This window comes from Paenibacillus sp. FSL R7-0652, assembly GCF_038595045.1.
GTDB lineage: Bacteria > Bacillota > Bacilli > Paenibacillales > Paenibacillaceae > Paenibacillus.
Genome location: NZ_CP152001.1, coordinates 2,117,898 through 2,130,681, shown reverse-complemented (window position 1 = coordinate 2,130,681; position 12,784 = coordinate 2,117,898). Strand labels below are relative to the sequence as shown.

Here is a 12,784-nt window from a genome sequence, read left to right as displayed (position 1 = left end):
AAATGTGTTGAACCACTGATCTGTACTATTTCAGCAGCATACGCAGTCGCTCTGCTGTATCCAGCTTTGGACAACTGCTGCAGTAACCATGGGCAGCGGTGTCCCCCTTACCAACCTGATAAGCTAAACAGCAGTACGGACGAATTAGAAACGTCGGTCCCTGCCACTCCGGATGTTCAAAACACTGGAGCCGAGCAGCAAAAGAATTTTCTTTCGTCGGAGCCAGCCATACGCCTGCATCATGGTGTATGAGAGCTAATCGCTCATCCGTTTTCCATATGGCTTGATCTCCGATCATTCGTAAAATCAGCTGCTGCACATTATGGGCGACCAGTGCATTCATTACCCTGATGTTTGCACCCGTGGCCGCAGCAGCGGATTGGAAAATCCGGATCAAATGCTGCTGCAAACGGTCTCGAATCCAACGGATCTCTGTGCTGCGCTGCACTAAAAAATGACCAGATGGGCCCATGTCTCCCCCACTCTTCAGTTCCAAACCCAAATGCAGCCTTCTCTCCACGCAGGTCTCATAGCGCATACCGCCTGTGCCGTTTAATTCAAATCGGATGACATCCTCTCCGGTGTTCAGGAGAGTATCATACAGACTGCAGGCCGAAATTACAGCCATTACCCAGACGGAATATCGTTTGGCGAAAAGGGTGCCTACAGCGATACTTCCGGCCCCTCCAAGCTCCAGTCCTTGTTGTCTCGCTTGTTCACTCAAGATCAGGTCTCTCTTCTCCTCGTGCAGCAGATCACTTACACTGAAAGCATATTCCGAAGCTTCATCTGCTTCTATAATGCTCGTTACGAAAAAAGATTCCAGTACGGCCAGCATCTCTGAACGCTCTTTCCCTGAATAATGAGTCATCTATTGAATCATACCTTTAATTTCACGGATGATTTCGGTTCGTCCGATGGCTCCCCATCCTTTAAACAGCCAGAAGGAATCTGTCTGATAAACCTGATTTGTCCGAACTGCCGGGACATTTTTCCAAAGGGAGCTATCATGCATTTTGCTTAAATAATCCTGGGCGTTGGGGTCCACTTCAAGCACAATAAAATCCGCATCAATATCGGATATTTTTTCCATAGACAAATCTTCACGTTGTTCCGCAGGTGTCACGGCAGCAGGTACAAAGCCAAGATCATGATATAAAAGTGTATTGGTTGGATGGCCTTTTTCGGCATAAATCTGCAGATTCTTCTCCCTCACTCGCAGGTAAGCCAGTTTTTTCTGATTCAGCTGTTCCATTTTTGCTTTGAGTTGATCTGCCTGCTTCTCTACTTCGGCAATCTTTTCCTTAGCCAGCTCTACCTTGTTATACATCCCGGCAATGGTCAGTAAATCCCGAGTCCAATATGTCGTACCGTCTTCATACTCCATCCAATCTGTACCCAATACAATAGTCGGGGCGATTTTCTCCAACTGGTCATATGAATTTTCGGCTGTTCGACTCTCAATAACGATGACATCCGGATCAATCTGAACAATCGCTTCTAGGTTAGGACTATCTGCCGAGCCTACCGTTGGAACACCCTGCAGCTGATCTGCAAGATAAGGCAGGTAATCTCCGCCATAACGAACCTCTACATTAACACCTGCAGGTTTCTCCCCGATGGTAAGCATATGATCGATATAAGCGGCAGATAACACAACCATTCGCTCAATTTTTTGCGGCAAAACCGCAGTCCCTTTTAGATGCTTTACCGTCTGCACTTCTTTTTCTTCTACTGCGGTGTTTTGTTTCACAGAGGTGCCATTTGCTGATTCTGTCGTAGTCCTGCCGCATGCCGCCAGAACAAGCATGAACAGGAACAACAGGACCATATAAGCTGTTTTCTTTCTTATCATTTATCGTCATTCTCCTTTTCACTTAATAATAATAATCATTATCATTATGGTAGAAAAAAAGGAACGAGCTTTCCATGGATCATTTCACTCTCTTTCCTTGTAAAATATCAACGTACACGAACGCCAAGTTGATCTGCTGCATAACGCATCGCCATTAAACGCCCGGTTGGGCCTAACGTTCTAAAGAAAATATCTCCTGCATTATAAATATGCCCTTCCTGCACAGCCTTAGATGACAACCACCCTGCTGAATGCTGCAGTCGCTCGAATTGAATGCGTGCTTCTTCCGTCGGGTCCACCATAATAAAAACATGATCCACATTGAACAGCTGTACGTTGTCGTTGTTCATCTCTACCGCCCACTGCTCTTTCGGGTAATGCTCAGGCATCTGAAATCCCAAATCTTCATACAGCAGTGCACCAGTCTGGTTATGGAGACCGTACATTCGGCAAAACCCGGAGGACACCCGGATAAACATGGCCGTCTGCTTCCCCCATTTGGATTGAATGCCTGCTTGAAGAATCCGGCTTAATTCCGCATGCTGTTCAATCCAGCGGACAGCGTGTTCACTGCGGCCCATGATGTCAGCCATATACAGCAGACTGTCTCCAACTTGGTTGCTGTGTTTAAGAACAGCTGTTGGAGCAATATGATGCATCCATTCATTCGGCTGCATCCGGTCACTCGTTATGATCAGATCTGGCTGCAATCTCTTCAGCTTGTCATAGTTTTGACCGAAACTGTCCAGAATAAGGACTTGCGAATAATCGGCTGCGCCTGCAGTCATACGGATAGGATGAGCCACTCTCTGAACATAAGATAAAGCAGATACAGGCTTTAACCCCAGTGTTGCAACAACATCATCCAGCCCATAGTACAGAGCTGCAATACGGCTGACTTTATTCTTCATATACAATGTAGGAGCAACACCTTCATTTTTCTTAAACACCCTGCTGAAGTAGTGCTCGTCCCTGTACCCAACCTGCTCCGCAATTCTCTTGATTTTGTCTGTAGAAAACAAAAGCTGTTTGGCCTTCGCCATCCGCTGCTGCAAAATATAATCCATCGGTGTCATTTCGAATTGTCGTTTGAACGTTCTTATAAAGTGATTCACACTAAGTCCCGCCAGGCGGGCCATCTCTTCGATTCGAATTTCCTTCATATAATGCTGTGTCATATAATCCACTGCCAAATCTATGCCAGCTTGAGGTTTGGAAGCCTGTCTCACACAGGTCAGCAAGCGAATCAGCAGCTGATGTAAAAGATACTTCCTGTCCAGATTGCCGGATTCCGCTGCAGCATAATTTTTATAGAAGAATCGATCCATCATTTCCCGAAGTTCACGAGTATTCGAAGAAAATTGGAGCCTGCCTGTAACAGGAAAATCAAAACCTTTCGCCTGCCAAACATTACGTATTCGAACAAGCTCCACACCGGAAAATAAAATGATCTGATATCGAAGAGGGCCGTCCATATTCACCTGTAATTCCACATGCATGCCTGGGCTCAGCATAAACCAATCGTCAGGGGACAGCGTATGCATAACGTTATCGATGGTTAAAGTCCCTGTACCACGCATTACTCGACATAGGGCGAATCTTTTCCATACCCTGTATTGGACTTCCCCTGAAATGCCATCGTAATCGCAGATGTGCACAGAAGAAAGGTACAGCTGTTCCAGTCTTTTAATCCATTCATTACTTCTTCCCATAGTAACTCCCTTTCCTTAGCCGTAAGCCCTAATTCTCACCAATATAACAACTGCCTTGTACAGTTAATGGGATTCTGATGCATTTTTGATTTTTATTATAGATTAAATGATAATAATTCTCAATTAAATACTAACCGAGTTAAATCCCCCCTCTACGGATAACCTATAATAATAAGCACTTCATCAGAATTACTTCGTGATCAGAACATGCAAAAAAAAGATTTGTTACTTTCTGTCATCCTGTTGCATTATCATAAACAGCATGTTATATTAGTTGAGCCATCAATGATTGAGGCATCAAATATTGATCCATCAACGATTGAGAGCAGCCACAAAATCATGAGGCAATGGCATTGTATACTGGCAACTTTAATTATTTGTTAACATACGCCGTTGTTGATTCAGATTCACCCGGGAGGTCTAGTCATGACACGTATGGTTTCCAAAGAAGAGCAGATCATTAATCTGCTGAACATGCTGGGGAACAGAATCAGTCCCAAGTTTGAACGCTGTACCGGGATCAGTTCCTCTCGCTTTGAGATTCTGCATGAGCTGGATCAGGTTGACGAGATCAATCAGTCCATGCTTCAGAAAATCATTAATATCGACAGTGCTGCAATTACCCGCCACCTGAAACAGCTTGAAGCTGACCAGATGGTTACGAGACGCAAAAATCCCGAGGATAATCGGGTGACCTTTGTTCGTCTGACGGATCATGGGCGGAAACAGATCGAAGGATATAAAGCGGAGAAAACGAATTATATCCATCAGATTCTGGACGGTTTCAGTGAAGATGAGATTCATGCGCTCGCCGATTTTTTGGAACGTATGCAAAACAATTTTTAAACCATATATAGAGGAGAGATTTCCATGACTACAACACAAAGCAAATTCCAAAAAACAAATGATTTTAACGAAATTACTTACGGTCGTCGTTCGGTTAAATTGTATGATGCTGATGTAAAAATCAGCCGTGAAGAAATGACTGAAATTCTGGCAGAAGCTTCCCGCGCTCCATCTTCTGTGAACATGCAGCCTTGGCGTTTCCTGGTTGTAGATACACCTGAAGGCAAAGAAAAGCTCGCACCTCTTGCACGCTTCAACCAAAATCAAGTGCTGACTTCTGCTGCGGTGATTGGTGTATTTATCGACATGAACAATGGCGAGTACCTGGAGGAAATTTTTGGTAAAGCAGTTGAGCATGGATTTATGCCTAAAGAAGTTGCAGAGCAGCAGGTAAAAGTGGTTAAACCTTATTACGACAATATGCCTGCTTCCGATCTGCGTGATGTTAACCTGATCGACGCTGGACTGGTATCCATGCAGTTAATGCTTGCTGCTCGTGCTCACGGCTATGATACCAACCCGATTGGCGGTTACGAAAAAGCTCAAATCGCTGAAACGTTCGGTATGGACAAAGATCGTTATCAACCCGTTATGCTGATCTCGATTGGTAAATCCGCTAAAGAAGGACACCCGTCTTACCGTCTGCCGGTTGATACCATTACTACTTGGGCTTAAGTATAAAAGGCTAGGTTATACCGTTATAAATATCAGACATTACGTGTGTCATTTTTACACCCACTACTTACAAATACGGAGGTTTTCACTATGATTATCATTCATGCTCATCTGCAAGTACAAGCCGCTCAAGAAGAAGCTTTTTTGGCTGCTGCCAAAGAATTGATTGCAGCTACACGTGAGGAAGAAGGCAGCATCAGCTATGATCTCGTGAAAAGCACAGAACGTGAGCAAAGCTACACGATGATCGAGCTGTGGAAAGACGAAGCAGCAACGGCTGCTCACAACTCAAGTGCTCATTTCCAAGCGTTTGTTCAACAGGCTGCAGCATTCATGGCTGCTCCGATGAACGTTGAAGTTTTCGCTGGAGAAGCTGTTAAACAATAACAGCAGCAGCGAATCAATATCCAGGAACCGTTCGGGGATCATCTAACGATGATTCTCAAACGGTTTTTTTCGTTTCCCTTGGTCACAATGAAAATGGTACAATGTTTGAGGCTGCATACATAACACGTTTGGAGGTATATGCTGATGAATATGAAAAAAGGACTGCTTTCAGGTTTCCTGGCTCTCGCCTTAACTTCCTCTCTTCTCGTCTCCACCAATGTAAGCGCAAACAATACCGCCGAAACAAGTTCTCCTCTCTCCTACTCTCTCGTAACGAAAGGGTATGATTGGGGCCCAGGGGTGTACAAAATCATCTTAGACACAGGCACAGCCATTCAAAGTAATACCCTTAACAAAGACACGTTTAAAGTTCTTGCTGAACGAAGTTATCCTGCGATTCATTTGCAAACGCAGCAAAAGTATGTTGGATCGGACAGCAGCAGCAGGACCATCGAAGATGCTTACATTTCAGACAAAGATGGTCATAAAAATTCCATGTCCACAGGGCAGTATATTACGCTCGAGATGAAAGTGCATCCTGATCTGGTGACAGCGAGCCCATTTACGTTTGATCTTCAGACGTTCACCAACCGTTATGCGGACCTGCAGTATACTATTATTCAGCAAAAATCCCTTCAGGATCATACGGGCAGCAGCGTTGACCATTTGACTACACGGCCAGATACGCCGCATACCGTCATTGAACAAGGTGTAGACAGGTTTGATACAACTGGTAAATTCAGTTACAAGGACCCCAAGTTTGGTCAGATCAATCTGACCTATGCCTCTTATTTGCCCGAAACCAGCAAGAAAAAACCGCTGATCATCTGGCTGCATGGTGCCGGTGAAGGGGGAACCGATCCAAGGATTGCCCTGCTGGGTAATAAAGTAACGGCCTTGGCCGATAAATCCATTCAGAACTATTTCGGTGATGCTGCTGTATTGGTTCCACAGACACCAACATTCTGGATGAACGACGGAACCGGACAGTATACCAAAGACGGAAAAAGTATGTATACCCAGTCTTTAACCGCATTGATCAAACAGTATGTAAAGCAGTATTCATCTGATATTGATACGGACCGCATTTACATCGGAGGCTGCTCTAATGGCGGATTTATGACCCTGAACATGCTGCTCGCGAATCCGGATTATTTCGCAGCCGCATATCCTTCCGCAGAAGCATACGAGGATTCCTTGTTATCCAAACAGGATATCGCCAAGCTGAAGAATATCCCCATCTGGTTCACAGCTGCAGGGGCTGATCAGACGGTAGATACCTCCAGAACTTCAACAGCTACCTACAAACGATTGATTGCGGCAGGAGCCAAAAATGTTCATTATTCCTATTTCGATAAGGTGTTGGATATGAGCGGTCTATATACCAAAGGGAACGGTGATCATGCTCCATACGAATACAATGGGCACTGGTCCTGGATTCCGGTTCTAAATAATGACATTTCCAAAGACTTCAACGGTAAACCTGTGAAAATCAAGGGGAAAGCCGTAACGCTTATGGAGTGGCTCGCGAACCAAAAGAAATAATTTATAGGGAGAGTCAGTCCGGGAGCCGCAGTTAGCGGCTCCTTTTCTATGAATTCCATTTTTCAACTGCATCATTTTCATGCATCTTATTTCAGACCGCGTGCCGGCGGAATGCTCTGCGGATTGTTAAACACGTTTTGGGGATCGTACTTCGCTTTGACTCTGCGTAATCTGGCGTAGTTTGCCCCGTAATATACAGGTCCTGAACGTTTAATCCCTTGATCCGGTACGTTAATGTATGACCCAACAATATAAGGTTGTAATTTTTTGCGGGTGTTACGCACGATCGCTATATTTTTAGCGGCCTGAGACGGTTTGGTCCATGAGCTGTTCCATTCGACGTAGAACTTCGCTTTGCGCCAGTAAAATGCGGTTGACTTAGGAGATTTACGGCTGACGGCACCACCCCAGTTCAGGAAAAAGAATCCGGCAGTCTCTCCTTCTACATGTTCCAGAAACTCTCGCATGGATTTGATTGCCTGATCCGGGAACGGTTTTCGGCCAAAGCCAGAGGAGAACTGGTTGCTGTATCTTTGGGTCAGCACGGGGTCAGGAGGCAGCAGAAACGTAACGGCTTCCGTGTACGGGACGGAGCGGATGATCGTCTGTGAAGGTGTTCCCGTACTCGTGAGCGGCCTTAACAGCCGGAGCGCTTCTGTTTTGGACCCCAGAAAAAGTCCTTCCATGCTTACATTGCCGCCCTTTTTAGGCCCAATGGACAGTTCGCTCCCCAGACGGGTATCCACTGATGGAGCCCATTTTTGCCACACTTTCAGCACCTTCTCGAATTGAGCCCATGGCCACGTAATCCGATATACCGTCGCTCTCGCTGGCGCACGACGAACTTTGAATTTGTAGCGGGTATACACGCCAAAGTTACCTCCGCCCCCGCCCTGCGATGCCCAGAAGAGATCTGCGCTGCTTTTTTTGCTCGCACGAATGACCTTTCCGTTCGCATCGACCATCTCAAATTCCAGCAGATTATCACTGATCAAACCAATGGTCCGCTGAAGTGGTCCGATGCCGCCTCCTAGAGTAATACCTCCTATTCCAACCGTAGGGCTGTCACCAAATGGCGCGATAAATCCCTGACGTGCAAGTGTATGCGCAATTCTCCCCACCCGGTTCCCTGCCCCAACAACTACCGTGCCTGCTGCTTTGTTGAGCTTGATGGTGTTCAGATCACTTACATCAATGACGATACCCCCGTTCACCTGTGACAGGTTAACCTCAAGCGCGTGTCTCCCGCTTCGCGGCCGGATCGGTACATTGTTTTCACGAGCCCATTTGATGGCATTGGAGACATCCTTCGTTTTTTGAGCAAAAACGAAAACTTTGGGATACCTGTCGGTATGAGGGTCCCAGTTTTTACGTGCCGCTTCATAGCCCGGGTCTCCTTTAAAGATTACACGTCCGGTAAGTTTGGTCGTTTGTTTTGGTTTAGTTTTTGTTGTCACACGTCCCACTCCCTGCATTATGGATGGTTTTACAGCTCTTTTGCATTAGGCATTGTATACTGTATGACCGACATGCGCGGAGGGAATGGGCTGTAGGCTGTCCGGTAAGCAAAAAAATCCCCCAAGCTGATAGACAACCTGGAGGAAAAAACTATTCATTGTAATAACGAGGCATTCGGAACTTTTAAAGCGATTGAACATTCGCCAAAACCAGCTGCCTCCCTGTAAACTACTCGCTGACCGGCTCAATTTTGATGAGCCTGCGCGGTTCTTGTTCCTTTTCACCATACCAGACGAGCACATCTGCAAACAGATCCATGATGCGAATAAAGCTTTTTTTGTCCGCCTCCGTAATCTGATCGGCCAGCTTAAAGATATCATCGAAACACAGCTCGCGGACAAATGCCGTATATTTCGTGTATACCTCGCGGCCTTTGGTAGAAGGTTTGACGTAAATATCTTTGCGATTCCCGCTCAAATGATATTTTTCAAGCAGCCCTTTTTCGGTCAAATTTTTCACGTTTTTGGAAAATGTACTTCGGCTTACGCCCAAACGGGCGGCCATCTCGGACATCTTCTCTTCCTGATCTTCTGCTTCCAGAATATACTCAAGCGTCTGAATCTGGGAAGCAGAGAACGTCATATCGGTTCCATAGCTTCGCTGCAGTTTGTAGGTGTTGGAATAAGCATTGCCATACTTGATAATCTTCTCGACAAGCTCCCGATGGTCACCCATCCAATCTAATTTCATGCGTAATCCCTTTCGTCTTCGAATTCTCTCTCTATTACTCTACTGAAATCAGATTCGTTTTTCAATCCATGAGATCGCTTCTTCAATCACTTCGTCCCGTGCCGTTTCATTAAAGATTTCATGCATGAGATGTGCATAGATTTTCAGCGTTTTATCCGTCGAAGCGATATCGCCGTAAAAATCACGGGAATCCTTTTCACTGACCAGCCCATCATTCGCTCCATGCAGTACAAGCACCGGATCGACAAACTGCTTCGCATGTTCTTTAAGCCATTCCACTCCATAACCCAGGCTGTTAAATAAATCTACAGAAATCTGTTTCTCTACCAACGGGTCATTCGCGTAAGCGGATACAACTTCAGGATCGCTGCAAACTCCGCTGCCAAGTTCATTTGGAAAATACGTGCCTGAAGGCAGAGCCATCGGCAGCTCTCCAACCACCTTTGTATTAAAACGGGTAAGTGCACCCGATAAAACGATGCCCTTCACTTTACCCGGGTATTTCGTGCCGAACGATGAAGAAGCAAAGCCGCCCATACTATGTCCGATAATATACAGCGGTGTATCGCCGCTCTCCTGCAGTGCCGTCTCCACGACAGCGTTCACATCATCGATCAGATGATGAAAGTCACTGTAAAATGTGCGCGGTCCTTCCGATCTGGCATGACCTCGATGGTCAAAACGGTATACGTTAAATCCACGATGATTCAGCTTCTCTGTCAAATAATCATAGCGGCTGGCATGCTCAGCCAATCCATGCACGATAACTACAGCTGCCTTCGCATGTTCTACCGTATCCTTACTGAAATAAAGCTGTGTACCATCAAAGGATTTGATCGTTGTCTCCATTTTAGTCATCTTTATCCCGTCCTTTTTGTGGTGTCCAGGCGCAAGCCCGAAAGATCATTTCCTTAAGGCTTTACCAAGAACACGTGATATAATGTCCATCAAAAATAATATTGTTTCTTACAGAAACAATATACCATCCGATCTATGCTCTTGTCCACAAAAAAATCAAGCGCTTTCAAAAGCTTTAATTAGCTCTTATAAGACTTCACAAAATATAAAAAAACCGCCAAACACTTGAAACACATTGTGCTTAGCGGTTTAGTGCTTATAAACCTTTCATTTCTTCAACAGCCGTTTTACCAGCAATCCGTCCAAATGTGAAGATATCGGTCAAGGCGTTACCCCCTAAACGATTGCCTGCATGTATACCTCCCGCTACTTCGCCGGCAGCATACAGATGGGCAATAGGTTGACCGTTCTCATCCAGAACACGAGTTTTCGTGTCAATCTTGATACCGCCCATCGTGTGGTGAACTGCAGGCTTCCTAGGTGTAGCATAAAACGGAGCCTTCTCGACTTTCAAGCTAAATGTATCTTTATGGAACTCTGGGTCAAAGCCCGCATCCACATAAGAGTTATACTTATCAATGGTCGTTCTGAGAACTTGAGGGTCCATATTTACTTTCACTGCCAGTTCTTCAATCGTATCCGCTCTAAACAGAGTACCCGCTTCTACCTGGCGATCAATCTTCTCCTGGCTTGTATTCGCTGCGGTTTTCTTGATCTCATCATCAGCAATCAGGTAAAATAAACTGCCCTGCTCAATAGCCGCTTTGGTTAAAACATCTCGACCCGAAAATTCATTTACAAATCGTTCTCCCTGTTTGTTAACAATTACAAAGTTCTCAGGAGGTACCTGCAACCCGCTGAAGAGTTCGCCCGTTTCCGGGTCAGCGACTGGCATCATTTGAGTGAAACCCATGCCTGTCAGTGCTGCTCCTGCACTCTTGCCAAGCGATATGCCGTCACCCGTCATCGCGTAGGAATTCGTCGTTTTGATATCATCGTCAATGTGGCTCCAGTATGTGTTATATTCCTTAAGCATTTGTGTATTTGCACCAAAACCGCCGCTTGCAAGTACAACTGCTTTGGCATGCACGGTGATTTTTTGACCATTAACACCCGCAGCGATTACACCTGTAATTTTCCCATCTTCAATGATCAGCTGTTTGACAGGCGTATCTGTAATAATGTTTCCGCCATTCTCTTCTACATATTGGCTGAGTGCGATGATAAATGCAGAACCATAACTTTTCACCGGTTTATGACCGCGCCGCCAAAGGGCACCCACTGGAGCAAATACAATACTTTTATCATATTCAACCCCGATATCCTCAAGCCAATGTACACTTTCCAGAGCGTTGTCCGTAAGGACTTTGACCAGATCGTATTGTCCGTAGATTGTGCTGCCATTCAAGTCGGTTCGTTTGCCGCCAAAATAGGTCTGCATTCTGTGAAGCAGTGGTGAATCAAACAAATGTGCCTTTTGTGTGCCGAACTTTTCCTGATACGCTGTGAACTCCGCTTTCAGAGCATGGAAATCATCTATATATTCGGGATGGATCAAGCTCTCGTCCGTACTTAATAAATTCTCAATCGTCTGTCTTTCTCCCGGATTCTCGTTAAACTGCTGCTGCCACTCGGGATCTGCCGCATTGACAGGCCCGCCTGAACGGATCGTGTTTCCGCCCACAGCCGGATATTTCTCAAGAACAATCGCGCTCGCGCCTTGCTGTAAAGCTACGGCAGCAGCACTTAAACCGGCACCGCCCCCTCCTACAACCACCACATCACAAGTGTATTCCTCGTCTTCTCTCATCTGGCTGCTGGCAGGTTTTGGACGTCTTTTCAGAATGTCAGGGTTCACTCCGGCAAGCTTAACCGCCTTGGCTACACCATCAATGACAGCATTACTGGTTTCAGAAGCACCTGAAAGTGCATCCACATTCAGCGTCTGGCCTTCAATGATTTTATTCGGAATTCGTACAAAAACGACATCGGCGATGCCTTCGGTTTCTCCCTTCGCATCAATATCAATGCTTTCGATACGAGTTTCACTAAAGGATACTTTCATGGGAAGCTTGCCGCTGTGGCCAATGGCATTGACCTCATATACACCCGGATTATAGGTGAACTCCTCTTCCTCATTGAGCTGATTGGAAATTTTGGCAAAACGAAGGAAGCGCAGGAAACATACCTCCAGGAAATCGATTGTTCCTTCTTGATTCAGATTGCCTGACTCATCAAACGCTTTATGTGCACTTCCAAGCAAAAACTCATACCCTGGCATCACGTTAGCTTCAACACCCGGAGCATCCAGAATTTGACGAAGATGCAGCTGCGCACGCGAGGAGCCTTGTGTTCCCTGTGAAGCACCAATAATCATCACGGGTTTACCCGCAAGCGGATGCAGTTCAAAGCTCAACCATTCAAGCACACTCTTAAGGGATGAAGGAATGGAATGGTTATATTCAGGAGTTGCAATAATAACTCCGTCACTTGCGATAATTTTCTCATTAAATGTTTGTATGATTTCACTGTTCGTTTGGTTATCGGATTGATTAAACATTGGTACGTCCGCGATTTCAAGAATTTCAATGGCTGCTCTGGACTCAAAATGTTTTTTCATAAACTGAAGCAGCATGCGATTATACGATTTCTTTGCATTTGTGCCTACGATCGCTATGATTTTCATTGTAGTTAGCCC

At 45.6% G+C, this 12,784-nt stretch carries 11 protein-coding genes; 4 read left to right on the top strand and 7 right to left on the bottom strand.

Translation table 11 applies throughout. The features are described 5' to 3' along the window. Positions 1-25 precede the first annotated feature (25 nt). From MKY97_RS09765 to MKY97_RS09755, 3 genes are all read right to left on the bottom strand, one after another. Positions 26-871 (bottom strand): hypothetical protein, encoded by an 846-nt coding sequence (locus MKY97_RS09765; protein WP_342555249.1) that lies wholly within the window; start codon positions 869-871, stop codon positions 26-28. Continuing rightward, entirely contained in the window at positions 872-1,855 is a 984-nt protein-coding gene (locus tag MKY97_RS09760; RefSeq protein ID WP_342555248.1) for an ABC transporter substrate-binding protein, read from the bottom strand. 107 nt (positions 1,856-1,962) lie between these two features. Beyond that, a complete protein-coding gene (locus tag MKY97_RS09755) occupies positions 1,963-3,567 on the bottom strand; it encodes an AraC family transcriptional regulator (protein WP_342555247.1) in 1,605 nt (534 codons plus the stop codon). Positions 3,568-3,993: 426 nt separating this feature from the next. Here MKY97_RS09755 and MKY97_RS09750 point away from each other — a divergent pair, with 426 nt between their 5' ends. The 4 genes from MKY97_RS09750 to MKY97_RS09735 all read left to right on the top strand — a co-directional run bounded on the left by MKY97_RS09750 (position 3,994) and on the right by MKY97_RS09735 (position 7,020). Further along, a complete protein-coding gene (locus MKY97_RS09750) occupies positions 3,994-4,413 on the top strand; it encodes a MarR family transcriptional regulator (protein WP_342555246.1) in 420 nt (139 codons plus the stop codon). 24 nt (positions 4,414-4,437) lie between these two features. After that, the gene (locus tag MKY97_RS09745; RefSeq protein WP_342555245.1) at positions 4,438-5,088 is read left to right on the top strand and encodes a nitroreductase family protein; all 651 of its coding nucleotides are present in this window, start codon (positions 4,438-4,440) and stop codon (positions 5,086-5,088) included. Positions 5,089-5,178: 90 nt separating this feature from the next. Next, positions 5,179-5,475, top strand: a complete 297-nt coding sequence (locus MKY97_RS09740; protein WP_342555244.1) for a putative quinol monooxygenase — start codon at positions 5,179-5,181, stop codon at positions 5,473-5,475. A gap of 144 nt (positions 5,476-5,619) precedes the next feature. Then, positions 5,620-7,020, top strand: a complete 1,401-nt coding sequence (locus MKY97_RS09735) for a prolyl oligopeptidase family serine peptidase (RefSeq protein WP_342555243.1) — start codon at positions 5,620-5,622, stop codon at positions 7,018-7,020. Between the two features lie 86 nt (positions 7,021-7,106). Here the strand turns inward: MKY97_RS09735 and MKY97_RS09730 are convergent, their stop codons facing one another. The 4 genes from MKY97_RS09730 to MKY97_RS09715 form a co-directional block, all read right to left on the bottom strand. Next, entirely contained in the window at positions 7,107-8,477 is a 1,371-nt protein-coding gene (locus MKY97_RS09730) for an FAD-binding oxidoreductase (RefSeq protein ID WP_342555242.1), read from the bottom strand. Between the two features lie 229 nt (positions 8,478-8,706). Further along, positions 8,707-9,228: a MarR family winged helix-turn-helix transcriptional regulator gene (locus tag MKY97_RS09725; protein ID WP_342555241.1), complete on the bottom strand. Its 522-nt coding sequence runs from the start codon at positions 9,226-9,228 to the stop codon at positions 8,707-8,709. 48 nt (positions 9,229-9,276) lie between these two features. After that, positions 9,277-10,086: a lysophospholipase gene (locus tag MKY97_RS09720; RefSeq protein WP_342555240.1), complete on the bottom strand. Its 810-nt coding sequence runs from the start codon at positions 10,084-10,086 to the stop codon at positions 9,277-9,279. Between the two features lie 256 nt (positions 10,087-10,342). Then, positions 10,343-12,772 carry a flavocytochrome c gene (locus MKY97_RS09715; RefSeq protein ID WP_342555239.1) on the bottom strand — a complete coding sequence of 810 codons (2,430 nt, stop codon included), beginning with the start codon at positions 12,770-12,772 and terminating at the stop codon, positions 10,343-10,345. Between the last annotated feature and the right edge of the window lie 12 nt (positions 12,773-12,784).

Excerpts from the sequence above, each read along its gene's own strand:
- MKY97_RS09765 (WP_342555249.1), bottom strand. The coding sequence starts at position 871 with ATGACTCATTATTCAGGGAAAGAGCGTTCAGAGATGCTGGCCGTACTG.
- MKY97_RS09760 (WP_342555248.1), bottom strand. The coding sequence starts at position 1,855 with ATGATAAGAAAGAAAACAGCTTATATGGTCCTGTTGTTCCTGTTCATG.
- MKY97_RS09755 (WP_342555247.1), bottom strand. The coding sequence starts at position 3,567 with ATGGGAAGAAGTAATGAATGGATTAAAAGACTGGAACAGCTGTACCTT.
- MKY97_RS09750 (WP_342555246.1), top strand. The coding sequence starts at position 3,994 with ATGACACGTATGGTTTCCAAAGAAGAGCAGATCATTAATCTGCTGAAC.
- MKY97_RS09745 (WP_342555245.1), top strand. The coding sequence starts at position 4,438 with ATGACTACAACACAAAGCAAATTCCAAAAAACAAATGATTTTAACGAA.
- MKY97_RS09740 (WP_342555244.1), top strand. The coding sequence starts at position 5,179 with ATGATTATCATTCATGCTCATCTGCAAGTACAAGCCGCTCAAGAAGAA.
- MKY97_RS09735 (WP_342555243.1), top strand. The coding sequence starts at position 5,620 with ATGAATATGAAAAAAGGACTGCTTTCAGGTTTCCTGGCTCTCGCCTTA.
- MKY97_RS09725 (WP_342555241.1), bottom strand. The coding sequence starts at position 9,228 with ATGAAATTAGATTGGATGGGTGACCATCGGGAGCTTGTCGAGAAGATT.
- MKY97_RS09720 (WP_342555240.1), bottom strand. The coding sequence starts at position 10,086 with ATGACTAAAATGGAGACAACGATCAAATCCTTTGATGGTACACAGCTT.
- MKY97_RS09715 (WP_342555239.1), bottom strand. The coding sequence starts at position 12,772 with ATGAAAATCATAGCGATCGTAGGCACAAATGCAAAGAAATCGTATAAT.